Raw genomic sequence first — 26,954 nt, forward strand, 5'->3', positions numbered from 1 at the left:
GGAACGAAATGGCTGCCGAACCCCTGGACAATTACATCGATGCCGTCGCCAAGGCGCTGGCGCTGCCGGTCGAGGAAGCCTGGCGTCCCGCGGTGCGGGCGAACCTCGAAGTGTCGCTGAGGCTGGCGCGGCTGGTCGATGAATTCCCGCTGCCGGACGAAACCGAGCCGGCCAGTGTCTACAGCCTGACAGTGCCATGACCGTGAACACCGACGAGTTGTCAGCACAGCAAATCGCGCAGGCCGTAGCTGACCGCAAGCTTTCTGCGCTCGCTGCGACTGAAGCCGCCCTGGCGCGGATCGCCAAACACGATCCCGTGCTAAACTCTTTCACCGACGTCACCGCCGAACGCGCGCGTGCAAAAGCCCGCGCGGTCGACGCCGTGATCGCCACGGGACAGAAGGTGGGACCGCTCGCCGGTGTGCCGTTCGCAGTGAAGAACCTCTTCGACGTAGAAGGCCTTTCCACCCGCGCCGGATCGAAGATCAACCGCGATCTCGCTCCGTCGCCGCGCGACGCCACGCTGATCGAGCGCATGGAGGCGGCTGGCGCCGTGCTGGTCGGCGCGCTCAACATGGGCGAATACGCCTACGATTTTACGGGCGAGAATGTGCACGACGGCCCGTCGCGCAATCCGCATGATCCGACGCGGATGACCGGCGGCTCCTCCGGCGGCTCGGGCAGCGCGGTCGGCGGTGCGCTGGTTCCGATCGCGTTGGGATCCGACACCAACGGATCGATCCGGGTGCCGTCGTCATTCTGCGGCATCTTTGGACTGAAGCCGACCTACGGCCGGCTGTCGCGCGCGCGATCGTTTCCCTTTGTCGCAAGCCTTGATCATCTCGGCCCGTTCGCGCGCAATGTCGGCGATCTCGCGCTGGCCTATGACGCCATGCAGGGGCCTGATGCCGATGACGCCGCGTGCACCACGCGACCGGTTGAGCCGGTGACGCCGCTGCTGGCGCAAGGTATCTCCGGCCTGCGGGTTGCTGTGGCCGGCGGCTATTTCCAGAAGAACGTCTTTCCCGAAGCGGTCGAGGCCGTGTCGCGTGTCGCGAAAGCGCTCGATGCCACCACAACGATCGAAATTCCCGAGGCCGCCCGCGCCCGCGCCGCGGCTTACGTGATCACAACGACCGAGGGCGCTTCGCTGCATCTCGATCGCCTGCGCAAGCGTCCGAACGATTTCGATCCGGCGGTGCGCGACCGCCTGATCGCCGGCGCCATGGTTCCGGCGCCGCTGGTCGATCGCGCCCAAAAATTCCGCCGCTGGTATCGCGCAAAGGTGCTGGAGCTGTTCAGGTCGGTCGACGTGATTATCGCACCGGCCACGCCCTGCACCGCGCCCAAGCTGGGTCAGATGAATTTCGTGCTCGATGGCGTCGAACTGCCGGTGCGCGCCAATATCGGCATCCACACCCAGCCGATTTCGTTCATCGGCCTGCCCGTGGTTGCGGTGCCGGTGCCGCTGGAGCCGATGCCGATCGGCGTGCAGATCATCGCAGCACCGTGGCGGGAGGATATCGCGTTGCGGGTTGCGCAAGCGCTGGAGCGGATGGGTGTCGCGGCCGCGCCGCCGCCGAGAGGATTGTAGCGATGGAGATCGATCTTCCCGACGTGCTGGCCGAAGTGACCGCGCAATTCGCGCGCTATGAAAAGGCGCTGGTGTCGAACGACGTGGCCGTGCTCGACGAACTGTTCCGCAACGATCCCCGCACGCTGCGCTATGGCATTGGTGAAAATCTCTACGGCTATGATGCGATCATGGCGTTCCGCGCCGGGCGCTCGCCGGTCGGGCTGATGCGTCGGACCGACAGGACCGTGATCACGACCTATGGGCGGGATACTGCTGTCGCCTCGACGCTGTTCTATCGCGATGGCGCACCGGGCCGGGTAGGGCGGCAGATGCAGACCTGGATACGGTTTCCGGAAGGGTGGAAGATCGTCGCCGCGCACGTCAGCATCATCGATGAGCTGAAGGATCAAGCGACATGAGCCTGGATGATCCTGCCGCCCGCGCAGCGCAGTCCGGCGCAGAATCCGGGACGGTGGTTCGCCGCGTCGATCGCCCGTCGGCGCCACACGACAAGGTCACGCGCGCGGAGGAACTGCGGCTGCAGCTTGCCGACGAGATCGTGCGTGGCGTGCTGCCGCCCGGTTCGGCGCTCGACGAGACCGATATCGCGCGGCGGTTTTCGGTGTCGCGCACGCCGGTCCGCGAAGCGCTGCGGCAACTGGTGGCGAGCGGTCTGGTCGAAGCCCGCGCCCATCGCGGCGCCGTGGTGGCGCAGCCTTCGCTCGACCGCTTGACCGAAATGTTCGAGGCGATGGCGGAACTGGAAGCGCTGTGCGCCGGGCTGGCCGCCGAACGTATGCCGCCGGCCGATCGCCAGAAGCTGGAAGCGATCCATGAGGAATTGCGGGTCCTGAGCCATGCCGGCAATCCCGAGCGCTTTCACGAAGTCAACGAGCGCTTTCACAACGCGATCTATGCCGGCTCGCAGAACGGCTACATCGCCGAGATGACACTGGCGACGCGGGTGCGGGTGCAGCCGTTCCGCCGCGCCCAGTTCCGCAATCTCGGGCGGCTGGCGAAATCGCACGCCGAACACGACCGCGTCGTGGTAGCGATCATGCGCGGCGACAAGGCGGGTGCTGCGGCTGCGATGCGCGCGCATATCGAACTGGTGCGCGGGGAATATGAGCTCTACGCGGTGTCGCTGTAGGAATTCTCGCCTTGCGTTCCCCGGACGCAGCGCAGCACGAAGTGATGCGCTGCTGAGCCGGGGCCCAGAGATGGGTCCCGGCTCTGCGAAGCGTCACTTCGTGCCGCATCGCGTCCGGGACACGGTGGAGGCTCACACCCCCGCCTTTTCCGCCATGAACGCGCGCCAGCCGCCGTAAGCCGAAATATCACGAGCGCCTTCGATCGCCACGAGTTCGACGACAAAACCCTTCACGCCGCGCCCATCTTCCAGCCGTATCGTGCCGATCCCGAGCGGCGGCGGGATCGCGGCGACGAAATTGCCGAACGCTGCCGCCGACAATGCCCATAGCTCCAGCTCGATCGAATGTCCCGCGCCGGCGTCCACGCGCAGCATGCCGGGCTTCGGCGGCGTGGTGTCGAGCGCATAGAGCTTGTAGTCCGGCGCGGTCGTTGTCGCCTCGATCAGGCGTCCGCCGAGCGTCTGCAGTTCGCCGTTGAGCGCCATGCCGGAGAGATGCGCGCCGACCACGGCGATGGCGATTTCGTCGCCGACGACCGCTGCCGGTAACGGAGCGAGCACGGGCTGCGTCAGGCCCTTGGCTCCCATCTTCAGTTTGGTATCGGCGTGAAACACCCGGCCAATGCTGGCGAGCGCTGCGTCGCGGCCCGCAGGCGCCAGCAGCGTGATGCCGAACGGGACGCCGTCGGCGCGCATCGCGGCCGGCAATGCGAGGCCGCAGAGATCGAGCAGATTGACAAAATTGGTATAGGTGCCGAGCCTGGAGTTGAACTCGATCGGATTGGCCAGCACCTGCGCGGTCGAATAGGCGGTCGGCGCCGTCGGCAGCACCATCGCGTCGAAATTGGCGAAGCTGCGCTCGGCGACGCGGCGCAGTGCCTGCAGCCGATAGAGCGAGGCGAATGTGTCGGCTGCGGTCAGCCGCGCGCCGGCGGCCGTAATCTCGCGCGTCACCGGATGGATCGAATCCGGTGAGGATGCCAGCAGGTCGCGGATGACAAGATAACGTTCGGCGACCCACGGGCCCTCGTAGAGCAGCCGCGCGGTCTCATAAAACGGCTCCAGATCGAATTCGACCAGCGTAGCGCCAAGCGCTGTCCAGCGTTCACGCGCCTCGCCATAGGCCTTCTCCGCGGCGCGGTCGCCGAAGAAGATCAATTGGCCGTTGCGCGGCACGCCGAGCCGGAGTTTTTCGGGAAAGGCGGACATCTTCTCCAGCGGCCGGTCGCGCGAGAACGGATCGGCGCGATCGGGTCCCGCCATCGCCGCCAGCGCGGTCATCGCGTCGTCGACGGTGAGCGAGAACACCGAAATGCAGTCCAGCGTCCGGCACGCCGGCACCAGCCCGGCGTTGGAGATCAGCCCGAGGCTCGGCTTCAGCCCGACGATGTTGTTGAGCATCGCCGGCACGCGGCCTGAACCCGCGGTGTCGGTGCCGAGTGCCAGCGGCACCAGGCCGGCGGAAACCGCGACCGCCGATCCCGAGCTCGATCCGCCCGGAATCAAATCAGCGCGGATCGGATTGACGGGGATGCCGTAGGGCGAGCGGACCCCGACCAGGCCGGTCGCGAACTGGTCGAGATTGGTCTTGCCGATGATGATGGCGCCGGCCGCCCGCAGCTTTGCAACCGCCGTCGAATCCTGCGCGGGCGAATAGGAGAATGCCGGGCAGGCCGCCGTGGTCGTCATGCCCTGCGCGTCGATATTGTCCTTGATGGCAACCGGCACGCCGTACAGGGGAAGCGACGCCGCGTCCTTCGAGGCGAGCGCTTCGGCGTCCGCCAGTGCGTCCTTCTCGTCGCGCAGGCTGATGAATACGGCGGGATCGTTATGGGCGCGGATGCGCTGATAGCTGCGCGCTATCGTTTGCGCTGGGGTCATGGTCGCGGCGCGATGCGCGGCGACGATGGCGGCAACGGTTTCAGGCGCATCAGACCCCATGGCGGGCAAAACTCCAGCGAGCGAAGGTTACCGGGAATGAAGCAAGCGATGTGCCATTGTGTACAATGGTTGGATGGAGGCGACCATGAAAGATAGGTTCGTAGTATCAGGTATTTAGGATGCGAGCGTGCCCGCTCTGCGGGCCTGGCGCGGCCGAGCGATTGCATAAAATTTAGGCGAAAAGACCCATGGCGAGGCGACGGCTGCGATCAGGTGAACGCGGAAAGGATTTGCAGAAGCCGCTCCCGGTTTTCCTTGCCGATTTTATCGGCCACATGGCGCTCATGTTCGGCGGCGAGCCGCCTGAACTGTGCCAGCGCGGTCCTGCCGCGCGCGGTCAGGTGCAAGGCGTGGGAGCGCCGGTCGGTGGCCGACCTGAGGCGGCTGACCAGTTCCCGCTGTTCGAGACTGTCCAACAGATGCACCAGCCTGGCGCGCTCGATCCCGAGCCGCTTGGCCACCGCCATCTGGCTCAGCCCCGGGTTGGCGCCGATCACGGTCATCACCGAATACTGCGTCGGGCGGATGTCGACGGCGGCCAGCGTGCGGATGAAATCCTGAAAAATCCAGATCTGGAAGCGCCGCACCGCATAACCGGCGTGGCCCGCCAGCGCATCGAGGCCGATGTCGAGATCGCCGGCATCGGGGCGCGAACCGCCGTTGACGGTCCGCCTCCGGCCGCGAGGCACCGGCGTCTCTGCTCGCGATTTGGCTGCCCGGTTCGACACGTGGATGCTCTCCGTCGTCGTGTTCCTTCTAACGCGTCGCGGGCCCAAGGGGAAGATTGTTGTTGACGACAACAATTGTTGTGCTCAACATTAGGGCCAAGCAGCCCTTTGAGCTGCAGGCCGGCACGACGCACGGCAATCCCGAACGGTTCGGGTGAGGAGGAAACCCATGACCATCGCCGCCACCAGCGGTGACCTGTTCGCGACGCCCGCGATTGTCGCCGACCGCCGCGCCGACGGCAGCATTTTGGTGAAGTCGACCGTGCCGCTACAGCCGGGTACGCGTTGCATCGGCGACTGGCTGGAGCATTGGGCGCGGCAGGCGCCGGACCGGATCTTTCTTGCGGATCGCGCCGCCGCTGATGCGCCGTGGTCAACCGTCACCTACAAGGCCGCGTTGAAGCAGGTGCGCGCGAGCGCCGCGTGGATACTCGCACAAGCCCTGAGCGCAGAGCGGCCGCTGGTGATCCTGTCCGACAACAGCGTCGAGCATGCGCTGTTCGCGCTCGCGGCCCAGCACGTGGGCGTGCCATCGGCCGCCATCTCGCCGGCCTATTCGCTGATGTCGAAAGACTTCGACAAGCTCAGGAGCATGGTCGAACTGCTCGGGCCCGGCGCGATCTATGTTTCCGCCACAAAACCATTCGCGGCGGCGCTGGCGGCGATCCAGCCGTTGCATTCGGCCGCGATCGTCAGCGGCAGCGCCGGGGACACCGACGCCATCTCGTTTCGCAACATCGCGGCCACGCCGGAAACGCCTGATGTCGAAAAGGCATTTGGCGCGATCACGCCCGATACGATCGCAAAATTCCTGTTCACGTCAGGCTCGACCGGCACGCCAAAGGCCGTCATCAACACCCAGCGCATGCTGACTTCGAGCCAGCAGGCCAAGGCGCAGACCTGGACGTTCCTCGGAGATATCGGCGAGAAGCTCGTAATCCTCGACTGGCTGCCGTGGAGCCACACCTTCGGCGCCAACCACAATTTCAATCTGGTGCTGCGCAACGGCGGCACGCTCTATGTCGACGGCGGAAAGCCGGCGCCCGGGCTGTTTGCGACGTCGCTCGCCAATCTGCGCAGCGTGATGCCGACGGTCTATTTCAACGTGCCGCGCGGTTTTGATATGCTGATCGCAGCGCTGCGCGGCGATGACGAGTTGCGGCAGAAATTCTTCGGCGAAGTGAAGTTCGCGTTCTACGCCGGCGCTGCGCTACCGCAAAATCTCTGGGATGCGCTGGAAGAGCTCTCGATCAAGACCGTCGGCCGCGCGATGCCGATGGTGTCGGCCTGGGGCTCGACCGAGACGTCGCCTTTGGCGACGGACTGCCATTTCCAGGCTAAACGCTCCGGCAATATCGGCGTGCCGATCCCGGGGACCGAGTTGAAGCTGGTGCCGTCGGGCGACAAGCTGGAGGTGCGTGTGCGCGGCCCGAACGTTACGCCCGGCTACTGGAAGGCGCCGGAATTGACCGCGCAGGCGTTCGACGATGAAGGTTTCTATCTGATCGGCGATGCCGTGACCTTTGCCGATCCGACGCATCCCGAACTAGGGCTGTTCTTCGACGGCCGCGTCGCCGAAGACTTCAAGCTCAATTCTGGCACCTGGGTCAGTGTCGGTACCCTGCGTGTCGCGGGCATCGCCGCGCTGGCACCGCTGGCGCAGGACATCGTCGTCACCGGCCATGACGGCGACGAGGTCCGTTTTCTCGTGTTTCCGAACATCGCGGCCTGCCGGGCGCATGCCGGTCTGCCCGACAGCGCCGACGCGAACGACGTGATTGGCCATGACAAGGTCCGCAGTGCGGTCGCGCTGGGCCTTGCAAGACTGAAGGCGCAGAGCGGCCACTCGTCCGGTCACGCCACGCGTGCATTGCTGCTGGCGGAGCCGGCCTCGGTCGACGGCGGCGAGATCACCGACAAGGGCTACATCAACCAGCGCGCGGTGCTGACACGGCGCGCGGGCGCGGTGGCAACGCTGGACGACGATTCGTCGGCCGAATGGATCGGCTGCGCCGGCTGAACCTAAATGGGTTCATCGCTCTCATTTTGGATTATCCAGTTGAGATTGAAACTCTGTTTAGCTTTGAACAGGTCCAAACTCATCAGCTTATAAGTACGCCTACTAGGCGGTTTGTTAGGGTGCCCATATACAATTGAGTATTCCACACTACCGATTCCCCTGCTGTCAAACGCTGCATACTGCTTCTTAGAAAAACCTGAACCTGGGAATAAAGTAACCTCGCCATCTTTGGGAATGATGGCAGTCATTCCATGGGATTTGACGACGTTACCAAACATTACGACGTCAAATCTCTCAATTAAGAATTTCACCGGAGCGCCCGAGGCATTTCTCAAGACTAGCCGAGTCTCGAGGGTGTTTTGTGTGTTTCGTAAATCCAAACTTGGCTGCACTCGCTCCAGTGCAAGACCATGCGCATATTCAATTTCGCTCTCGTTTTCTTTCGCGTTGCTTGTGGTCGCCGCTCCGCGCTGGTCTTTTCGCCTAATCCAATTGAAGCAAAACCCAACGGCCACTCCGCACATGAACCCAACAAAAATTAGATAATTTGGGTTTGCGCCAAGACTGATGATCCAATCCACAGCGCTCTCGAACTTTGCGCTTGGACGTTCATAGAACCCCTTTTCTTTGGCCCATTCCGAAAAAAAACTGCCGACGACCGGAACGATCACAGCGGCAGTCAATCCGGCCCCAATGAGCTTAGGTAGGCGGAGCATTGAAAATATCTCTTTTACTTGGACCGAGAATAAACAACAAAGCTGTTTCCCTCGACCGCTAAGGCAGGTGAATGGCGCCGCCGGGTGCCGGGAAGAGACTCGTTACAGTCGTGACGATATTCCAACTTTGTTGTAGCGGAAACTACTCTTTGAATCTTCCGTGCATCGCGCAGCTCATCGATAGGGCAGCTCACTGCCGCGCCGTGTGGGTGAATACGGATGCGAGAGACGGCGACCGGGGCTCAGCGCAGCTGCTTGTCCAGTCACGGCGCCGAGATTCTCGGGCAGCCGCGCGTAGTAGGTCGATCAGAATTTGCCGTCCTTCTATAGGTGGGCAGCAGCCGTCGTTCGCGCGCGGGCGCGGTGGCAACGCTGGACGATGATGCGTCGGCCGAATGGATCGGCTTCGCCGGCTGAGACCTGCCTGCGCCTCAAAATCCGTTCTTGTGCGCTTCGACCAGCCGCACCAGCATCTGGAGAAAGGCGGCCTGTTCGGGCTTGCTGAGCGCGGAAAGCGTCTGCGCGTTGAAACGCTCGCCGAGCCGGCTGGCCTCGTCGGCGCGCCTCTCGCCCGCCGCGCTGAGGCTGAGTTCGACCGCCCGCCGGTCCCGCACGGACCGCTTGCGCTTGAGAATGCCGGTCTCCTCCATCCGCGACAGGATCTTCACCAAATTGGGCAATTGCATTTTCAGCACGGCGGCAAGCTCGCTCTGCGTCACCGTCTTGTTGTCGCGGACGGTGACGAGGATGGCGTATTCGAGCGGCGAAAGTTTTAGCGCTTCGAAATAGGGATAAAACGCCTCGAAATTCTGCAACTGCAGGATCCGGATCATGAATCCCGGGGTCTGCTGGAGCGCGGTGAGGTCCAGCTCCCGATCCGCCTCGGCCGGTCTGGTTGCCCCGTTGCCCTTGCGCGTCGAAACTTTGGCGATTCTTCCCATGGCAATAGCTCGCACGCCATCACATGAATTGACAATCCTCAAAATGCTTATAAGTTATAAGCAATTTCGAAGTGGTCCCGAAGGCCGCCTTTTCCATCCAGGAGGGAACGATGCGACAGTTTTTTCGCACAGCAATGCTCGTTGCCGCGCTCGGCGGCATATTCGCCAGTAGCGCCCAAGGCCAAGCTCAAGCCCAGGACCGCGTCCGGATCGGCGTGCTTAACGACCAGTCGGGCGTGTTTTCGACCTATCAGGGCGTAGGCTCGGTCATTTCAGCGCAAATGGCGGTGGAAGATTACGGCGGCAAGGCCGCCGGCAAGCCCGTCGACGTCATTACCGCCGATCACCAGAACAAGACCGACACAGGCGTCGGCATCGCGCGGCGCTGGTACGACACCGAAAACATCGACGCCATCTTCGATCTGCCGAATTCCGCGATCGCGCTCGCGGTCGCCAACATGAGCGAACAGAAGAACAAGGTCTTCATCGGCTCGGGCGCCGGCACGGCGCTTCTCACCGGCGAGAAATGCACGCCGAATACCGTGCACTGGACCTACGACACCTATGCCTATGGCCGCGGCCTCGGCAAAGCCGTGGTGGCACAGGGAGGCAAGAAATGGTTCTTCCTGACCGCCGATTACGCCTTCGGCCATGATCTGGAGAAGCAGGCCGCCGAGGGCGTCAAGGCGTCCGGCGGCGAAGTGCTCGGCGCCGTGCGGCACCCGCTCGGCACGGCTGACTACGCCTCGTTCCTGCTGCAGGCGCAGGCCTCGGGCGCCGATATCGTCGGCGTGGCGAATGCCGGCGATGACACCATCACCTCGATCAAGCAGGCGGCGGAATTTGGATTGACCCGGAAGCAGAAGCTGGTCGGGTTGATCCTCGGCATGAACGGCATTCCCGCGCTCGGCCTGAAGGCCGCGCAGGGCGCGCAGATCATGAATCCGTTCTACTGGGATTTGAACGATGGCACGCGCGCCTTCGCCAAGCGGTTCGCCGAACGCCATCCGCAGAAGAATTATCCGAACGACATGCAGGCCGGCGTTTATGCCGCCGTGCTGCATTATCTGAAGGCCGTCGACAAGACAGGCGGCGCCGTCGACGGCAAGGCCGTGGTGTCAGCGATGAAGGCGATGCCGACCGACGATCCGCTGTTCGGCAAGGGAACCATCCGCAGCGACGGGCGCAAGATTCACCCGTTCTATCTGCTCGAGGTCAAGAAGCCGGAAGAATCCTCGTCGAAATGGGACCTGTTGAAGGTCGTTGCAACGATCCCGGGAGATCAGGCGTTTCGTCCCGAGAGCGAGGGCAACTGCCCGCTGGTCAAGAAATGAACTGACTGAGGGCGGTCGGCGGGAACCGGCCGCCCTCCAAAGCGGCTATCGAGGCATGCGGTATATGTTGCCAAGGCAACTAATTTGTGCGAGCGTGCGTGTTGTCGCAAGACGGCCGATCGCAGAGCACAGAGATTGCCGGGCCGCGCAGGGAGAAACGGATGTTCGGGCGTGTCGGCTCGTCACGACACAGTGCGGTACGGCGTACGCAGCGCGATGGCGGCGGCGTCATTCAGCGCGGCGCGGCCAGCGCGTTCCGCTCAGTCCCGGTCGTCGACTTCGCCCGCGCCTTTCACGGCGTCGAGATTGCCGTGTACCCGCAGCAGCAGCCCAATCAGGGTCTCGCGTTCCGGCTTGCTCAGGCAGGACAGCAGGCGGCGTTCGCGTTCGAGCGCGACCGCGATGACCTGGTCGTGGGTGGTAAATCCCTTCGCGGTCAGCGAGATCGAATGGGTGCGCCCGTCCTGCCGGTCGGCCCTGATGCTGACCAGCCCGCGCTCCTCCATTCCTGCCAAGGTCCGGCTGACCGGTCCCTTGTCGAAACCGATCACGTGGCAGATGCGGGCCGCCGAAATTTCCGGCTCGATCGCAAGCAGCGACAGGATCCGCCATTCCGTGACGTTGACCCCAAAGCGCTTCTGATAGACCACCGTCGCGCTGCGCGACAATTTATTGGCAATGAAGGTGATGAGCGCCGGAACGTAACGGTCGAGGTCGAGCACCTGTTCGGCCCGTCCGCTCCTGCCTGCCGCGCCCGCGCGGGGGGCGCGCGCCTGTCTGTTCCTGTTCATGCTCTTCCGAAACTGCTCCAGCGTTCCAGACATAGAGACAGCGTGCACCGCTCTGCAAGAACATTATGCAGGAGACCCACATGAGCGCGACCTCCCGGATAGACCATGCAACCTCGGCGCAGGGCGCGCCGGCCGGCGTACCAAACCTGGACGAGGATCCGTTCTCGACCGAGTTTTTCGAGGATCCGCACCCGATCCACCAAGTCCTTCGCGAGGCTGGGCCGCTGGTATGGCTCGGCAAATGGGGCGTCTACGGCGTCGCGCGCTATGCCGAAGTGCATGCCGTTCTCAACGATCCCCTGACGTTCTGTTCGAGCCGCGGCGTGGGTCTGAGCGATTTCGCCAAGGAAAAGCCGTGGCGTCCGCAAAGCATCATCCTCGAGGCGGATCCGCCGGCGCACACCAGGACGCGCGCCGTGCTGAGCAACGTGCTGTCGCCGACTGCGATGAAAGGGGTCCGCGAACATTTCACGGCGATGGCCGCCGCCAAGGTCGACGAGTTGCTGGCGCGCGGCAGTTTCGACGCGGTTGCTGATCTCGCGGAAGCCTATCCGCTCTCGGTGTTTCCCGATGCGATGGGCTTGAAGCAGGAAGGGCGGGAGAACTTGCTGCCCTATGCGAGCCTGGTGTTCAACTCCTTCGGGCCGCCGAACCAGTTGCGCCAGGAGGCGATCGATCGCTCGGCGCCGCACCAGGCCTATGTTGCCGCGCAATGCCAGCGCGAAAATCTCGCGCCCGGCGGTTTTGGCGCCTGTGTCCATGCCCGCGCCGATGCGGGTGACATCACGGCGGAAGAGGCGCCGCTATTGGTGCGCTCGCTGCTTTCGGCAGGCCTCGACACCACCGTCAACGGCATCGGCGCCGCGGTCTATTGCCTGGCGCGCTTCCCCGATCAGCTCGCGCGGCTGCGCAGCGATCCGACCTTGGCGCGCAATGCGTTCGAGGAGGCGATCCGCTACGAAAGCCCGGTGCAGACCTTCTTCCGCACCACGACGCGGGAAGTTGAACTCGCGGGCCATCGCATCGGTGAAGGCGAGAAGGTTCTGATGTTCCTTGGCGCCGCCAACCGCGATCCGCGCCGCTGGGAGAATCCTGACAGCTACGACGTGACCCGCCGCACCTCCGGCCATGTCGGTTTTGGCTCGGGCATCCATATGTGCGTCGGCCAGCTTCTGGCGCGCGTGGAAGGCGAGGTGATGCTGGCGGCGATCGCACGCAAGGTTGGTTCAATCGAGATCACCGGCCCGGTGAAGCGCCGCTACAACAACACACTGCGCGGCCTCGAAAGTCTCCCCATCACCATCTCTCCGGCCTGACGGACCGCAAATGCCAAGCATCACCTTCATCCATTCCGACGGAAGCCGGCAGCCCATCGAGGTGAGCGTGGGCGAAAGCGCGATGCAGGCGGCGACGCGGCAGGACATCAATGGAATTCTCGCCGAATGCGGCGGCAACGCCATGTGCGCCACCTGCCATGTCTATGTCGACGAGGACTGGCTCGCCCGTCTGCCGGCCATGGGCGGCGATGAGGACGCGCTGCTGGACGGCGCCGCCGCTGAACGGCGGGCCAACAGCCGCCTATCCTGCCAGATCGAGTTCGCAGCCGATCTCGACGGTTTGGTCCTCAGCCTGCCGGACCGGCAATTGTGACGACGCCATCGCCCGATATCGCGCAGTGAAGTCAAACCCGGCGAAGTCCGGGATCTCAAGATCAAATTCCAAAGGGAGAAAACAATGAAGGGTTACAGGTTCGGTCTGGCGCTTGTCTTGTCTTGCGCGACGTGGGGCGCGGCGCGCGCGGAGATTTCGGACAATGTCGTGCGCGTCGGCGTGCTCAACGACATTTCCGGCATCTTCCAGGACACCAACGGCATGGGTTCGGTGGAGGCCGCGCGGATGGCGGCGGAAGATTTCAACGGCGGCGGCAAAGGTATCAAGGTCGAGATCGTCTACGCCGATCACCAGAACAAGGCCGACGTGGGATCCGCGATCGTCCGCAAATGGCTCGATGTCGACGGCGTCGACGCCGTGGTCGACGTGCCGAACTCGGCGGTCGGCCTCACCATCAATTCGCTGCTCCGCGACAGCCGCATGACGTTTCTCGCGTCATCGACCGCCAGCTCCGACCTGACCGGCAAGGCCTGTTCGCCCAACACCATCCAGTGGGTCAACGACGCTTGGGCGACCGGCAACTCCACGGCGGCGGCGATGATGGCGCGCGGCGGCAAGGAATGGTACTTCATCACGGTGAATTTTGCCCTTGGCCAGGGCATCGAGGCCGAGGCCACCAACTACATCGAAAAGCACGGCGGCAAGGTGCTGGGCTCGGCCAAGCATCCGCTCAACACGGCGGATTTTGCTTCGCTTCTGCTGCAGGCGCAGAATTCGAAGGCCAAGGTGATCGGGCTCGCCAATGCCGGCGGCGACACCGTCAACGCGGTGAAGCAGGCGGCCGAGTTCGGTCTTCAGCAAAGCGGTCAGACCATGGTGGCGTTTTTGCTGTTCATCAACGACGTCCACGGCATGGGGCTGAGGGTAGGCCAAGGCCTGCAGCTGTTCGAGGCGTTCTACTGGGACATGGACGACGACACCCGCGCGTTTGCAAAGCGCTTTGCGGCGCGGCCGGGCGTGAACGGCAAGATGCCGAGCGGCAACCAGGCCGGCGTCTATGCTTCCACGCTGGCCTATCTCAACGCGGTGGCGGCGACCGGCAGCGACCACGCCAAGGATGCGGTGCCGCAGATGAAGAAGTTCAAGGGCAAGGACAAACTGTTCGGCGACGTCACCATCCGCCAGGACGGCCGCGTCATTCACCCGATGTATCTGTTCGAAGTGAAGAAGCCGGAAGAGTCGAAATATCCTTATGATTACTACAAGCTGGTTTCGACGATTCCAGCCGACCAGGCGTTCCGCCCGCTCGCGGATGGTGGCTGCTCGCTGGTGAAGTGAGGCTCTGCTGCGCCCTCTCCCGCTTGCGGGAGAGGGCGGGGTGAGGGTGTCGCCGCATAACCGTTGTCAGACGTGAGGCGGGCACACCACCGATCTTATTTCGATTGACGTCCGCGCGGCGCGAACCATTGTAAGCCTGACGCCGGTCAAAACTTGGCTGCAAGACGATAACGGGGGAAGCGATGCAACACTTCAAGTTCGGTACGCGCGCGTGGACTCAATTGGCCTCGCTGGTCGCTGCGACCTCGCTCTTTAGTGCGGATGCGATCGCGGCGAAGATGGCCGGCGATCCGGCTGCGACCTGCAGCGGCCTTATCCGACCGACCGATAACGCCGTCCGGATCGACTCCGCCTCAATGATCGCGCCTACATCGCTCGCGGTCGCCGAAAGAGGGCCGACGCCGGCAGCGCGGGTCACCCCGGCCAATCCGGAGTTTTGCAAGGTCCTCGGCCAGATCGCGTCATCAGATCCAAAGGCGCCGCCGATCAAATTCCAGGTGAATCTCCCGGTCGAGTGGAACGGCCGCTCGCTGCAATATGGCGGCGGCGGCTTCAATGGCGTGCTGATCACCGGGCTTGCTTTGCCGCCGGCTTATCCATTCGGCGCGCCTTCGCCGCTGGCGCGCGGCTTTGTCACCTATGGCACGGATTCCGGTCATGAGACCAAGCCGGGCGAACCGCCGCAGGTGTTTGCGCTCAACGACGAGGCGTTCGAGAATTTCGCACATCGATCCTACAAGCGCGTGCGGGACGCCGCCGTCGCCCTGATGGTGCGCGCCTACGGCAACCCGCCGGCCAAACTGTACTTCATGGGATCGTCGGAAGGCGGCCGCGAGGCGCTGACGATGGCGCAGCGCTATCCCGATGACTTTGACGGCATCTTCGCCCGCGTGCCCGTCATCAACTGGGTTGGATTGCAGCATGCCGGGACGCGGTCGGGGTTAGCGACGATGGGCGAAGGCTGGATCCGCCCTGCGCAGGTCGAACTCGTAGCGAAGGCAGTGCTGCAGGCCTGCGACAAGGCCGACGGCGCCGAGGATATCCTCGTTCTGGATCCAGTCGGCTGCAAGGTGAAATTCCAGCCGGAGTCGCTGCGTTGCGCGGCGGGCCAAAGCGGCGACCAGTGCCTGACCGAGCCGCAGATCGCGGCGATCAAGACGCTTCACTCGACCTACAAGTTCCCGTTCGCACTGGAGAACGGGCTTGATGATTATCCGGGCTGGGGCGTCTCGGGTGAAAACACGCCTGCCTTCGGTCCGACCGGCGGCTGGATCGCCTGGTGGCTCGGCAAGGCGGCGCCTGCACAGCCGCCGGTGCCGGCAAACGGCATCGCCTGGATCTATGGCGCGGGCGGCATCCAATATGTCTTTGCGCGCGATCCGAAGCTCGATGTCAGGACATACAAGCCTGAAGAGCACAAGGAGCGCCTGCTGCAGGTATCGCGATTGATGGACTCGACCAATCCGGACCTGAGCCGCTTTGCCGCGCGCGGCGGCAAGCTCGTGATTCTCGAGAACATGGCCGACTACGCCCAGAGTCCCTACGCGGGAATCCGCTACTTCGAAAACGTGCAGCGCACGCTGGGCAGGGAGAAGACGGCGGAGTTTGCCCGGCTCTATACGGCGCCCGGCGTCGATCATGTCGGCTCCGGCGCACCCGCCAATGTCGACATGCTGGGCGTGCTGGTCGACTGGGTCGAGAATGGCAAGGCGCCCGGCGATCTCGAGGTGACCGAGCAGAAGGTCGAAGCGCCGGCGTTCGAAACGACGCGGGCACTGCCGCTCTGCCAGTGGCCGGCTTGGCCCCATTACAAATCGGGGCCGATCGATCGCGCGGCCAGTTTTGCCTGCGCGCCGTGAAGAGACCTATCCCGTGACCTTGCTGGAGCCCTGCGTGATCAGCCGCGCGGCGCGCTGGTCGCGGGCGTGGATCCACAGCCAGCTCAGGGCTACGCTGAGGCGGTTGCGCAGGCCGATCAGGAAGTAGATGTGGGCGATGCCCCAGATCCACCAGGCGAGGTTGCCGCGCAGCTTGATGCGGCCGAAATCGATCACGGCCTTGCGCTTGCCGATCTGGGCGAGGCTGCCGGCATGCTTGTAGCGGAATGGCGGCCGCGTGCCGCCGCCGAGGCGCGCCTTGATCAGCGCCGCCACGTAGCGCCCCTGCTGCTTGGCCGCCGGCGCGATGCCCGGCACCGGGTTGCCATCGGGGCCGGCGATCGTCACGGTATCGCCGACGGCAAAGATGTCGGGATGGCCGGGCACGGTGAGATCGGGCTCGACCTTCAAACGATAGGCGCGGTCGGCGGGTGCGTTCAGCCATTCCGCCGCGCGCGAGGCGCGCACGCCGGCCGCCCAGACGATGGTTCTGGCCTCCAGCTTGTTGCCGCCATAGACGACACCATCGATCGCACATTCGGTGACGGGCTGCCCCAGCACCACTTCGACGCCGATCTCCTCCAGCGAGCGCTGCGCATAGGCGGAGAGGTCAACGGGAAAGCCTGCCAGCACACGCGGGCCGGCCTCGACCAGGACGACGCGGGTCTTGTGGGTGTCGATGTTGCGAAAATCCGGCGGCAGCGTGTCCCTGGCAAGGTCGGCGATGGTTCCGGCCATTTCGACGCCGGTCGGGCCGGCGCCGATAATGACGAAAGTCAACAGCGCCGCGCGCCGCGTCGGATCGGTCTCGCGCTCGGCGCGCTCGAAGGCGACCAGGATGCGACGTCTGAGCGTGGTGGCATCCTCCAGCGTCTTCAGGCCCGGCGCGAACGGCTCCCACTCGTCGTGGCCGAAATAGGCGTGGCGGGCGCCGGTGGCGAGCACCAGCGTGTCATAAGGCAGCGCTTCGCCGTCATCGAGCAGCACGCGCTTGCCCGCGGCATCGACGCCGCTGACATTTGCGAACAGCGTCGTCACTTCCTTGCGTCCGCGCAGCAGATAGCGGATCGGCCAGGCAATTTCCGACGTCGCCAGCGAAGCGGTCGCGACCTGGTAAAGCAGCGGCTGGAACAGGTGATGGTTGCGGCGGTCGATCAGCGTGATCTTGACTGGCGCACCGGCGAGGCCGAAGGCAGCCTCCAGCCCGCCGAAACCGGCGCCGACGATCACCACGTGATGGGGCTGTTTCGGCGCTGTCGTCATGGGGCGCGACCTCGGTTTCAGTTCTCTCAACGCATTGGATTATGTAGCCATTTGCGCCTCCGGTCCAAGACGCCTTTGCTAATCGATCGATAGCGAATGTGTATGACGGTGTCGTCCCGGCCTTGCGCCGGGACCCATAACCACAGGGCATTGTTGTTGCGCCGTGCTGTGGCTCCGGCTTTCACAACAACATCGCCCTGTGGTTATGGGTCCCTGCGTTCGCAGGGACGACGGTGAGAAAATATTTCTTCCTCGCACCGCATCCTTTGGCTGGTTCCAAACGTCCTTGGGATCGAAGCGCGCTGGCTTCGCAGCCGCCAACGAGGAGAGGTCAATGAGACGGACCGTGATAAGGTACAAGACCAAGCCCGAAATGGCCGACAGGAATGCCGAACTGGTCGCGGCGGTGTTTGCGGAACTGAAGGCGGCGCAGCCGGAAGGCCTGCGTTATATGTCGCTGCGGCTGGAGGACGACACCTTCGTCCATGTCGTTGAGACCGCAGCCGATGACGGCTCCAGCCCCTTGCCGAAGCTGGCAGCTTTCGCCGCATTCCAGAACGGCATTCGGGAGCGTTGCGCCGAGCCGCCGCTGCCTAAGGGCGCCACCGTCGTCGGCAACTATCGCATGCTGGGCGAGAACTGAACCCGCTTGCCGGAGGCAGAATGACAGCCGTGCCCGAGACGTCCGCCGCCTCCGACATCGAACGCCTGCTGGTCGCGATGCGGCCAAAACTGCATCGCTATTGCGCGCGCATGGTCGGTTCTGTCATCGACGGCGAGGACGTGCTGCAGGACGCGCTGATCAAGGCGGTGGAGGCGCGTGCCTCCGCCGGCAACATCGGCAATCCCGAAGGCTGGCTGTTTCGGATCGCGCACAATACGGCGCTGGATTTCCTGCGGCGGCGCCACCGGCAGGAGGCGCTGCGATCGGTGGAGGAGGTGGACATGATGGTTGACCAACTCGATGCCGTGGAGAGTCGCCAGATCGCCGCCACCTCCTTGCGTACCTTCATGCGCCTGCCCGCAGCGCAGCGCTCAAGCGTGATCCTGATGGACGTGCTCGGCTGCTCGCTCAAGGAGATCTGCGAAATCATGGATTGCAGCCTGCCCGCGGCCAAGGCTGCGCTGCATCGCGGACGCACGCAGTTGCGGGAAATCGCCGATGAGCCGGAGGATACGCCGCAACAGAGATTATCGGATGCCGATCGCGAGCGCCTCGGCGCCTATGTTGCCCATTTCAACGCGCGCGACTTTGACGCAATTCGCGCCATGATCGCGGACGACGTCAGGCTCGATCTCGTCAGCAAGTCCCGCCTGAACGGCAAGGCCGAAGTGTCCCGCTATTTCGGCAATTACGCCAAGGTGAGCGACTGGCGCCTGGTCCCGGGCCTGGTGGAGGGACATCCCGCCATCCTGGTGTTCGATCCGAACGAGCTTGATAGGGCCCCGAAATACTTCATGCTGCTGGGCTGGACCGCCGGCAAGGTCGCGACCATCCGGGATTTCCGCCACGCGTCCTATGCGATCGACGGTGCGGAATATTCGGTCTGAATCGCTCGCCTGGTGCGACAATTGTTGCCTCGGCAACCGGAACTATAGTTCTTGCCATCTCCCGCCTCCACGAATTATGGTGCAGGCTACGGCGGTATGGGCCGAAGGTTCTAAGAGGGGCCTTTGGTTCATGCTTGCCGCAGACTGGCGATTTCGCGCACAAAATACCTCACCTGATAATGAGGCGCGCGAGATAAGCGCGGTCGCCCGGTAGAGCCGGGTCTGGTTCGATAACGAGGAGGGGAGTGATTATGAAAAAGGCATTCTGGCTGGCGGGCGCAACCGTCTTGGCGCTGACGCAGACGGCGCTCGCAGGCGACACTATCAAGATCGGCTTTGTCTCGACCTTCAGCGGCCCGACCGCTGTGATCGGCAACGACATGCGCAACTCGTTCGAGCTGGCGCTCGACCATCTCGGCCGCAAGATGGGCGGCAAGCCGGTCGAGGTGATCTATGAGGACGACGGCCAGAAGCCTGACGTCGGCAAGCAGAAGACCGAAAAGCTGATCCAGTCCGACAAGGTCGATTTCATCGCCGGCTATATCTGGTCGAACGTGCTGCTGGCCTCGCTCAAGACCGCGGTCGATTCCAAGACCTTTCTGATCTCGGCCAATGCCGGACCCTCGCAGCTCGCCGGCGAGCTCTGCTCGCCTTACGTGTTCTCTACCTCCTGGCAGAATGACCAGACCCCGCAGGCGGTCGGCACCTACATGAACCAGAAGGGCGTCAAGTCGGTGTTCCTGATCGGCCCGAACTACGCCGCCGGCAAGGACATGCTGGCCGGCGTCAAGAGCACGTTCAAGGGCCAGGTCGTGGGCGAGGAATATACGGTGTGGCCGAGCCAGCTCGACTTCTCCGCCGAACTCACCAAGGCCAAGAACTCCAAGGCCGAGTCGATCTTCGTGTTCTATCCGGGCGCTGCCGGCGTGCAGTTCCTCAATCAGTACGCGCAGGCCGGGCTCAAGCAGCAGATCCCGCTTTATACGGCATTCACGATCGACGAATTGTCGCTGCCGCTGCAGAAGGAAAACGCGATCGGCGTGCCCGGCGCGCAGCAGTGGGTCAACGACCTGCCGAACGCGGAGAACAAGAAGTTCGTCGCGGACTACCGCAAGAAGTACACCGGCCTGCGCCCGACCTTCTACGGCGCGCAGTCCTATGACGCCGCTAACCTGATCAACAGCGCCGTTGTCGCCGTGAAGGGCGATACCTCGAAGAAGGACGAGATGAAGGCCGAGATGGAGAAGGCTAACTTCAAGTCGGTGCGCGGGCCGTTCAAATACGGCAAGAACCACATTCCGATCCAGAATTTCTACTTGCAGGACGTGGTCAAGGACGCCGACGGTCAACTCTCGCTCAAGACGGTGGCCACCATCGTCAAGGACGACCAGGACCGCTTCCACGACAAATGCCCGATGAAGTGATGGTTGGCATGGCCGGTGCATGATCTCGCGGACCCGCCCTCGGGCTTGACCCGGGGGCGGTTTGCGACAGATCATCCGCCCAACAAGAAAATGGCGGCGGCGCAGATGTGCTGCCGCTGTTTTGTTGGAGCATGATCCGGAAAAGTGGACCCCGGTTTTCCGATAAGATCATGCTCAAATCATAGAGATAGAGCGGGATGACGAGTCATCACGCTCTAGGCCCAGAGTTTCAAGGAATTCATGCTCGTCCTCGTAGAACAATCGCTGAACGGCCTGCAGTTCGGCCTGCTGCTGTTCCTGCTGGCAGCCGGCTTGACGCTGGTGTTCGGCATCATGGATTTCGTCAATCTGGCGCACGGCTCGCTCTACATGATGGGCGCCTATTTCGCCGCCACCTTCGTGGCGTGGACGAACAGTTTTGTGCTCGGCATCTTGCTGGCACTGGGCGCCACGTTGCTGCTCGGGATCGCGCTCGAATTCATCGCGCTGCGGCATCTTTACGGCCGCGACCATCTCGACCAGGTGCTGGCGACCTTCGGGTTGATTCTTTTCTTCAATGACGCGGTGCGGCTGATCTGGGGACCGGCCGGCCTGTCGCTGCCGCTGCCGGCCTGGCTGACCGTGCCGGTGCAGATCGTTCCCGGCGTGTTCTATCCGGCCTATCGATTGTCGATCATCGTGGTTGCGCTCACGGTCGCAGCGCTGCTTTATGTCGTCGTCATGCGGACCCGCATCGGCATGCTGATCCGCGCCGGCGCCTCCAACCGCGAAATGATCGGCGCGCTCGGCATCAACATCAAGCTGCTGTTCACGCTGGTGTTCGGGCTTGGCGCGGCGCTCGCCGGCCTTGCCGGGCTGATGCAGGCGCCGATCCTCACCGTGCAGATCGGCATGGGCGAGAACATCCTGATTCTCGCCTTCGTCATCATCGTGATCGGCGGCATCGGCTCGATCCGCGGCGCGTTCATGGCCGCGATCTTCGTCGGCATGATCGATACGCTCGGCCGCGCCTTTTTGCCGGATCTGCTGCGCATGGTGTTGAGTTCTGCTGCAGCCTCCACCGCGGCACCGGCATTGTCCTCGATGCTGATCTATCTGCTGATGGCCATCGTCCTGGTGGTGCGGCCGGAGGGGCTGTTTCCGGCCGCCAAGCGATGAAATCTCAAATCAACCTCCGCAACGCCGTCGTGGCGCTCGTCGCGCTTGGCCTCGCGCTTTTGCCGGTCTATTCCGCGGCGACCGGCAACATCTTCATCCTGACGCTGTTCACCCGCATCGTCATCTTTGCGCTCGCCGCCGCCAGCCTCAATCTCATCATGGGCTACGGTGGCATGATGAGTTTTGGCCATGCCGCCTATCTCGGCATTGGCGGTTATGCGGTGGGCATCCTCGCCCATGAAGGCATCGGCTCCGGCTTCATCCAGTGGCCGGTCGCGCTGGCGCTGTCGGCGCTTTATGCGCTCGTGATCGGTGCGCTTAGCCTGCGCACCCGCGGCGTCTATTTCATCATGATCACGCTCGCCTTCGCGCAGATGGCCTATTACATCGCCTCGGGTCTTTCTCGCTATGGCGGCGATGACGGCCTCACCATCTACAAGCGCAGCACTTTCGGCGGCCTGATCGACCTGTCGAACCGCGTGCAGTTCTACTACCTCTGCCTCGCCTGCCTGTTCGGCGGCGTCTATCTGATCTGGCGTATCATCAATTCTCGCTTCGGCATGGTGGTGCAGGGCGTGCGTTCCAACGAGCAGCGCATGCAGGCGATCGGTTTTCATGCCAACAGATATCGTCTCGTCTGTTTCGTCATCTCAGGCACCATCTGCGGCCTTGCCGGCGCGCTGCTGGCCAACAATACCGACTTCATCAGCCCGGCCGGGATGTACTGGACCCGTTCCGGCGAACTCATGGTGATGGTGGTGTTCGGCGGCATGGGCTCGCTGTTCGGGCCTGTCCTGGGCACCATCGTGTTCCTCCTGCTGGAAGAAGTCCTGTCGCAGTTCACCGAATACTGGGCGTTGATCATGGGCCCGCTGTTGCTGCTGATCGTGCTGTTCGCGCGCGGCGGCATCATGGGTTTGCTGGGGAGGTTGAGCCGTGCCTGATCCCTTGCTCCGCGTCGAAAACCTGGTCCGCAGCTTTGGTGGCATCAAGGCCACCGACAATCTGTCGCTCGACGTCGTGCCGGGCGAACTGCACGCCATTATCGGCCCCAACGGCGCCGGCAAGACCACGCTGATCAGCCAGTTGACCGGACAGTTGACGCCGAATTCCGGCACCATTCACTTCGCCGGCCGTGACGTCACCCGGCTGCCGTCCTATCAGCGCAGCCGGCTCGGGCTGGCGCGCTCGTTCCAGATCACTTCGCTGCTGCCGGATTTCACGGCCGCCGACAATGTCGCGCTCGCAGCCCAAGCGCATGACGGACACTCGTTCCGATTCTGGGGCAGTGCGCGCAAGGAAAAGCATCTTCGCGATGCGGCGCAGGCCGCGTTGACGCGGGTGGGGCTCGCCCAGCGGGGCGATGTGCCGGTGTCCGAATTGAGCCACGGCGAACAGCGCGAGCTTGAGCTGGCGGTAGCGCTCGCCACAAAACCGCAATTGCTGCTGCTGGACGAGCCGATGGCTGGCCTCGGCGTCACCGAATCGGCGCGCATGGTGGCGCTGCTGAAGGAATTGCGGAAGGAAGTCACCATCGTGCTGGTCGAGCACGACATGGAAGCGGTGTTCGCGCTCGCCGACCGCATCACCGTGCTGGTCTATGGCCGCGTGATCGCGTCCGGCGATCCCGACGCCATCAGGAACAACGAGGAAGTCAAGCGCGCCTATCTCGGCGACCAGCATGTGGTGGTCGGTCATGGCTGAAACCTTGCTGGAAATCGACGGCATCGAGACCTGCTACGGCCTCAGCCAGGTGCTGTTCGGGCTTTCGTTGAAGGTCCAATCGGGCGAGATGGTCGCCCTGATGGGCCGCAACGGCATGGGCAAGACCACCACCATCCGTTCCATCATGGGCATGACGCCGGCCCGTGCCGGCAAGGTCCGCTTCGCGGGCGAGGAAGTGCGCAGCCTGCCGTCGTACAAGATTGCAAAGCTCGGCATCGGCCTGGTGCCGGAAGGCCGCCAGATCTTTCCGAACCTGACGGTGTACGAAAATCTGGTGGCGGCGTCGGGCAATCGCGCCGGCAATTCCGATCCCTGGACCATCGAGAAAATCCATGCGCTGTTTCCACGGCTCGCCGAGCGCGGCAGCAACATGGGCGTCACCCTGTCCGGCGGCGAGCAGCAGATGCTGGCGATCGGCCGCGCGCTGATGACCAATCCAAAACTGTTGATCCTGGACGAAGCCACTGAAGGCCTCGCGCCGCTGATCCGCGAGGAAATCTGGAACTGCCTGTCGATGCTGAAGGGGCGCGGTCAGTCGGTGCTGGTCATCGACAAGAACGTCGCCAACCTCTCCCGCATCGCCGACCGCCACTACATCATCGAGCGCGGGCGGACGGTGTGGAGCGGGACCAGCGAGCAGTTGATTGCGGAGCCGGATCTGCAGCACCGGTATTTGGGGATTTGAGACGGTATTCCCGCCGTCATTGCGAGCGCAGCGAAGCAATCCATTTATCCACTTGCCGAGGCATGGATTGCTTCGTCGCTGAGCTCCTCGCAATGACGAGTTGAGAGGGCGGAGCAAGCCTCCTCAAAACATCTCGAAATATTCGCGGTGCTCCCAGTCCGACACCTCGGCTTGAAACCGCTCGATCTCGGCGTTCTTGATATGAACGTAGTAATCGACGAACTCGGGCCCGAACGCACCGCGGAAAAACGGATCGTCCTGCAGCGCGAACACGGCCTCGCGCAGGCTCTTCGGCAACAGCGCCGCCTTGGTTTCGTAAGGCGTATCCGCCGATGGCCCCGGATCGAGCTTGCGGTCGACGCCGTCTAGCCCTGAGAGAATTTGCGAGGCCATGTAGAGATAGGGATTGGCCGCGGGCTCGCCGATCCGGTTTTCCAGCCGCGTCGCAGTGTCGCCCGCGCCGCCGAGCACGCGGATCATGACGCCGCGGTTGTCGCGACCCCAGATCGCGCGATCCGGTGCCAGCGAGTAGGAGCGGTAGCGCTTGTAGCCGTTGATGGTCGGCGTCGTGAACACGGTTGACGCGCGCGCGTGCTCCAGAAGTCCCGCAAGATAGTGTTTTGCGAACGGGCTCAGCACCTCGTCCTTGTCGCTGGCCATGAACGCGTTCTCGCCGCTTGCGCGCGACACCAGCGATTGATGCAGGTGCCAGCCGGAAGCAAATACATTGGGCAGTTTCGGCCGGCACATGAAGGTCGCGTGATAACCATGGCGACGGGCGGTCTGCTTCACGGCGCTACGAAACAGCACCATGTTGTCTGCGGGAGCGAGGCCCTTGGTCGGCTGGAAGGTGAATTCGCACTGGCTTGGGCCGAACTCGACCTCGACCGACCGCAAGGGCAGGCCGAGCGCCAGCACGTCGCGGCGGATAATTTCGAGCGCCGGCTCCATCTGGTCGTAGCGCTGCTCGGTCAGGTATTGGTAGCCGTGCGATAGCAGGCTGACGGATGGCGGACGCCCGGGCTGGCCGGCATCCTCCGGCGTCATGTGCGCGTCGTCGAGCTTGAAAAGGTGGAATTCGACCTCAAGGCCTGCGACGAAATCGTAACCGCGGCTGCCCAGTTGATCGAGCACCTTGCGATAGAGATGCCGCGTGGCAAACGGCACCGGGCGGCCGTCGCTGAAATAGAGGTCACACAGCAGCCAGCCCGTGGTCGGCGCCCACGGCAGCACGCGAAATGTTGTCGGGTCGGCCACCATCAACACGTCGGCGGCGCCTTCCATCTCCTTCATGCCAAAACCGCCGCCGGCGGTGAACACCGGGAACACCGTCTTGTGCGAGGTGTCCTTGGCGAGCATCGTGGTGGTGATGGAGCAGCCGCTCTCCAGCGACGCAATCGCTTCAGATGCGACCAGCGTCTTGCCGCGGAGGATGCCGTGCTGATCGGGGAATGAAAGCCTGACGACTTCGAGCTTCTGCTCTTCGACGATCTTGCGCAGGCGGCTGGCGGCCTCCTGCTGTTCTTTCGACCACAGACCGTGACGTTCAACGAAACTCAACGCGTCACTCCCCGAGTCTGAATTGAACAATTGAAATTGCTATATCGGCCGTCATTGCGAGCGCAGCGAAGCAATCCATAGTGCCGCAAGCGTTGGCATGGATTGCTTCGCTGCGCTCGCAATGACGGAGGAGAGACCATCACTCCGCCGCCGACAAATGCCGGATCTTGCCGGCGATCTCGGTCGGCACCGGCGCGGCCCAGGGCGCACCGCGGCGTCGCTTCACGTCGACTTCCATCCAGTAAATTTCCCAACCGCGCGTCGGCCCGATGCCGTCCATGGTTGCCGGGCCCTGGATGCTGCGCGCATGCGCGGCGTCCAGGAACATGAACGGCTTCTCGCCGCCGACAACCTTTTCGATCTCCTGCCGCAGCAGGCGGCGATACTGCACGATCGCCTTGTCCGATGTGCCGAGATGCTCGTTGGTGCGGTCCTGGATCGCGCCCATCGATTCCACCGCCCACTGGTCGTGCACGTTGATGTCGGTCCCCATGCCGGTATAGGTCTCGGTCGCCTGTTCGTGCGGATCGAAGCCGTAATCGTTGCTCTTGTTCTTGCGCGATTTGTAATCCGGCAGCTCGTACAATTCGAGCCGCTGGTCGCGCATCTTCTTCTTGTCGACCGGCGCTGTGTAGCTGGTGAAGATCGCGTACCAGTAGCAGTTCTCGTCATCGACAGGCACGTGCCACTGCGTGATCGTCATCTCCTGACTCATCGGAATGACGAAGCCGTGCGGGAAGAGCTGGTTGGTGACGCGCACATGCGTCCGTTCCTCGTCGATCTCACGCAGCGCGATCAGGCGCAGTCCGTATTCGGTGTGCTCGACATTGATGATCGGATTGTCGTATTCGCGCAAAATCTTCGTCATCGGCATATCGCTTCCGGCGGAAGCGCCGCGGAACTGCTTGCCATAGGCAGTGGAAGTGTCCTCGTCCTCGAAGAAGCGGTGCAGGAACGAGGCGTGGGCCGGATCGATGCCGACTTCCAGCGCCTGCAGCCAGTTGCAATTGATGTGGCCCTTGAACGCAAAGGTATGGCTGTCGGGCGCGACAAAACAGTCGATCTCAGGAAATGCCGGCGGTTCGCCTTCGCCCAGATATGCCCAGAGGATGCCGCTCTTCTCGACCACGGGATACGAGCGCTGCTTGATGCCATGGCAAAGCTTTGAGTCCTTTGGCTCTGCGGGCGTCTCCAGGCATTGGCCTGAGACGTCGAACAGCCAGCCATGGAAGGCGCAGCGCAGCCCGCCATTCTCCAACCGGCCGAAGGCGAGGTCGGCGCCGCGATGTGCGCAGTGGCGATCGATCAGGCCGTAGTGGCCTCCCTCGTCGCGAAACAGCACGAGGTTTTCGCCGAGCAGTTTGACCGGCCGAACCGGCCGCGGACCCTGCAGCTCATCCACCAGCGCCGCCGGCTGCCAGTACATCCGCATCAGCTTGCCGCAGGGGTCCTTGCGCCCGGTGCGGGTAATCAGGTCGTTCGCTTCCTGGCTCATCATGGCGAGAGGTCTCCGGGAGATTTGTTCGCTTATTGAACTTCTGTGCGATTTTAGCGTAGGCTGAGCG

Annotated in this window: 25 protein-coding genes; 17 read left to right on the forward strand and 8 right to left on the reverse strand. The window is 63.4% G+C overall.

The genetic code is table 11. The features are described 5' to 3' along the window. Nucleotides 1-8: 8 nt before the first annotated feature. Genes V1279_RS00360 through V1279_RS00375 form a run of 4 tightly spaced genes read left to right on the forward strand, consistent with a single transcriptional unit; the run spans nt 9 to nt 2,726 of the window. Nucleotides 9-200: a DUF4089 domain-containing protein gene (locus V1279_RS00360; RefSeq protein ID WP_334431465.1), complete on the forward strand. Its 192-nt coding sequence runs from the start codon at nt 9-11 to the stop codon at nt 198-200. Beyond that, nucleotides 197-1,594: an AtzE family amidohydrolase gene (locus V1279_RS00365; protein ID WP_334431466.1), complete on the forward strand. Its 1,398-nt coding sequence runs from the start codon at nt 197-199 to the stop codon at nt 1,592-1,594. Before V1279_RS00360 ends, V1279_RS00365 begins: the two co-directional genes overlap by 4 nt. 2 nt (nt 1,595-1,596) lie before the next feature. Then, on the forward strand, nt 1,597-1,995 hold the full coding sequence (gene hpxZ, locus V1279_RS00370; protein ID WP_334431467.1) for an oxalurate catabolism protein HpxZ: 399 nt from the start codon (nt 1,597-1,599) through the stop codon (nt 1,993-1,995). Continuing rightward, a complete protein-coding gene (locus tag V1279_RS00375; RefSeq protein WP_334431468.1) occupies nt 1,992-2,726 on the forward strand; it encodes a GntR family transcriptional regulator in 735 nt (244 codons plus the stop codon). The genes hpxZ and V1279_RS00375 overlap by 4 nt, the downstream gene beginning before the upstream one ends. Before the next feature lie 132 nt (nt 2,727-2,858). Here V1279_RS00375 and atzF read toward each other — a convergent pair whose 3' ends face one another. Both atzF and V1279_RS00385 read right to left on the reverse strand, forming a co-directional pair. Further along, nucleotides 2,859-4,667 (reverse strand): allophanate hydrolase, encoded by a 1,809-nt coding sequence (gene atzF / locus V1279_RS00380; protein WP_334431469.1) that lies wholly within the window; start codon nt 4,665-4,667, stop codon nt 2,859-2,861. 209 nt (nt 4,668-4,876) lie between these two features. Next, entirely contained in the window at nt 4,877-5,356 is a 480-nt protein-coding gene (locus V1279_RS00385) for a MarR family winged helix-turn-helix transcriptional regulator (protein ID WP_334446115.1), read from the reverse strand. A gap of 208 nt (nt 5,357-5,564) precedes the next feature. Here V1279_RS00385 and V1279_RS00390 point away from each other — a divergent pair, with 208 nt between their 5' ends. Beyond that, nucleotides 5,565-7,415: a feruloyl-CoA synthase gene (locus V1279_RS00390; RefSeq protein WP_334431470.1), complete on the forward strand. Its 1,851-nt coding sequence runs from the start codon at nt 5,565-5,567 to the stop codon at nt 7,413-7,415. Between the two features lie 2 nt (nt 7,416-7,417). Here the strand turns inward: V1279_RS00390 and V1279_RS00395 are convergent, their stop codons facing one another. Together V1279_RS00395 and V1279_RS00400 are read right to left on the reverse strand one after the other, a co-directional pair. Continuing rightward, nucleotides 7,418-8,131, reverse strand: coding sequence for a hypothetical protein (locus V1279_RS00395; RefSeq protein ID WP_334431471.1), 714 nt, complete (start codon nt 8,129-8,131; stop codon nt 7,418-7,420). A 431-nt stretch (nt 8,132-8,562) separates the two neighbouring features. Further along, the gene (locus V1279_RS00400) at nt 8,563-9,072 is read right to left on the reverse strand and encodes a MarR family winged helix-turn-helix transcriptional regulator (protein WP_334431472.1); all 510 of its coding nucleotides are present in this window, start codon (nt 9,070-9,072) and stop codon (nt 8,563-8,565) included. Nucleotides 9,073-9,206: 134 nt separating this feature from the next. Here V1279_RS00400 and V1279_RS00405 point away from each other — a divergent pair, with 134 nt between their 5' ends. Next, a complete protein-coding gene (locus V1279_RS00405) occupies nt 9,207-10,406 on the forward strand; it encodes an ABC transporter substrate-binding protein (protein WP_334446116.1) in 1,200 nt (399 codons plus the stop codon). A gap of 260 nt (nt 10,407-10,666) precedes the next feature. Here the strand turns inward: V1279_RS00405 and V1279_RS00410 are convergent, their stop codons facing one another. After that, complete coding sequence (locus V1279_RS00410; protein WP_334431473.1) at nt 10,667-11,197, reverse strand: MarR family winged helix-turn-helix transcriptional regulator; 531 nt, start codon at nt 11,195-11,197, stop codon at nt 10,667-10,669. A gap of 80 nt (nt 11,198-11,277) precedes the next feature. On the opposite strand from V1279_RS00410, the gene V1279_RS00415 reads away from it, so the two are divergent. The 4 genes from V1279_RS00415 to V1279_RS00430 all read left to right on the forward strand — a co-directional run bounded on the left by V1279_RS00415 (nt 11,278) and on the right by V1279_RS00430 (nt 16,005). Next, nucleotides 11,278-12,513 (forward strand): cytochrome P450, encoded by a 1,236-nt coding sequence (locus tag V1279_RS00415; RefSeq protein WP_334431474.1) that lies wholly within the window; start codon nt 11,278-11,280, stop codon nt 12,511-12,513. A gap of 10 nt (nt 12,514-12,523) precedes the next feature. Continuing rightward, nucleotides 12,524-12,847: a 2Fe-2S iron-sulfur cluster-binding protein gene (locus V1279_RS00420; RefSeq protein WP_334431475.1), complete on the forward strand. Its 324-nt coding sequence runs from the start codon at nt 12,524-12,526 to the stop codon at nt 12,845-12,847. An 84-nt stretch (nt 12,848-12,931) separates the two neighbouring features. Further along, nucleotides 12,932-14,146, forward strand: a complete 1,215-nt coding sequence (locus tag V1279_RS00425) for an ABC transporter substrate-binding protein (protein ID WP_334431476.1) — start codon at nt 12,932-12,934, stop codon at nt 14,144-14,146. Nucleotides 14,147-14,328: 182 nt separating this feature from the next. Then, nucleotides 14,329-16,005 carry a tannase/feruloyl esterase family alpha/beta hydrolase gene (locus V1279_RS00430; RefSeq protein WP_442894711.1) on the forward strand — a complete coding sequence of 559 codons (1,677 nt, stop codon included), beginning with the start codon at nt 14,329-14,331 and terminating at the stop codon, nt 16,003-16,005. A 6-nt stretch (nt 16,006-16,011) separates the two neighbouring features. Here V1279_RS00430 and V1279_RS00435 read toward each other — a convergent pair whose 3' ends face one another. Beyond that, entirely contained in the window at nt 16,012-17,286 is a 1,275-nt protein-coding gene (locus V1279_RS00435; protein ID WP_334431477.1) for an NAD(P)/FAD-dependent oxidoreductase, read from the reverse strand. 334 nt (nt 17,287-17,620) lie between these two features. Between V1279_RS00435 and V1279_RS00440 the strand changes: the two genes are divergently transcribed. The 7 genes from V1279_RS00440 (at nt 17,621) to V1279_RS00470 (ending at nt 23,829) form a co-directional block, all read left to right on the forward strand. Beyond that, nucleotides 17,621-17,929, forward strand: coding sequence for a hypothetical protein (locus tag V1279_RS00440; protein WP_334431478.1), 309 nt, complete (start codon nt 17,621-17,623; stop codon nt 17,927-17,929). Nucleotides 17,930-17,949: 20 nt separating this feature from the next. Next, nucleotides 17,950-18,837, forward strand: coding sequence for a sigma-70 family RNA polymerase sigma factor (locus tag V1279_RS00445; RefSeq protein WP_334431480.1), 888 nt, complete (start codon nt 17,950-17,952; stop codon nt 18,835-18,837). A gap of 251 nt (nt 18,838-19,088) precedes the next feature. Next, nucleotides 19,089-20,261: an ABC transporter substrate-binding protein gene (locus V1279_RS00450; protein ID WP_334431482.1), complete on the forward strand. Its 1,173-nt coding sequence runs from the start codon at nt 19,089-19,091 to the stop codon at nt 20,259-20,261. A gap of 240 nt (nt 20,262-20,501) precedes the next feature. Further along, nucleotides 20,502-21,419 carry a branched-chain amino acid ABC transporter permease gene (locus V1279_RS00455; protein ID WP_334431483.1) on the forward strand — a complete coding sequence of 306 codons (918 nt, stop codon included), beginning with the start codon at nt 20,502-20,504 and terminating at the stop codon, nt 21,417-21,419. Continuing rightward, on the forward strand, nt 21,416-22,363 hold the full coding sequence (locus V1279_RS00460) for a branched-chain amino acid ABC transporter permease (protein WP_334431485.1): 948 nt from the start codon (nt 21,416-21,418) through the stop codon (nt 22,361-22,363). Before V1279_RS00455 ends, V1279_RS00460 begins: the two co-directional genes overlap by 4 nt. After that, entirely contained in the window at nt 22,356-23,123 is a 768-nt protein-coding gene (locus V1279_RS00465; RefSeq protein WP_334431487.1) for an ABC transporter ATP-binding protein, read from the forward strand. Before V1279_RS00460 ends, V1279_RS00465 begins: the two co-directional genes overlap by 8 nt. Then, on the forward strand, nt 23,116-23,829 hold the full coding sequence (locus V1279_RS00470) for an ABC transporter ATP-binding protein (RefSeq protein WP_334431489.1): 714 nt from the start codon (nt 23,116-23,118) through the stop codon (nt 23,827-23,829). Before V1279_RS00465 ends, V1279_RS00470 begins: the two co-directional genes overlap by 8 nt. 123 nt (nt 23,830-23,952) lie before the next feature. On the opposite strand, the gene V1279_RS00475 is transcribed toward V1279_RS00470, so the two are convergent. Next, complete coding sequence (locus V1279_RS00475; protein ID WP_334431491.1) at nt 23,953-25,389, reverse strand: glutamine synthetase family protein; 1,437 nt, start codon at nt 25,387-25,389, stop codon at nt 23,953-23,955. A gap of 139 nt (nt 25,390-25,528) precedes the next feature. After that, the gene (locus V1279_RS00480; protein ID WP_334431493.1) at nt 25,529-26,887 is read right to left on the reverse strand and encodes an aromatic ring-hydroxylating dioxygenase subunit alpha; all 1,359 of its coding nucleotides are present in this window, start codon (nt 26,885-26,887) and stop codon (nt 25,529-25,531) included. Nucleotides 26,888-26,954 lie beyond the last annotated feature (67 nt).

Origin of the sequence: Bradyrhizobium sp. AZCC 1610 (assembly GCF_036924515.1) — a bacterium.
Classification (GTDB): domain Bacteria; phylum Pseudomonadota; class Alphaproteobacteria; order Rhizobiales; family Xanthobacteraceae; genus Bradyrhizobium.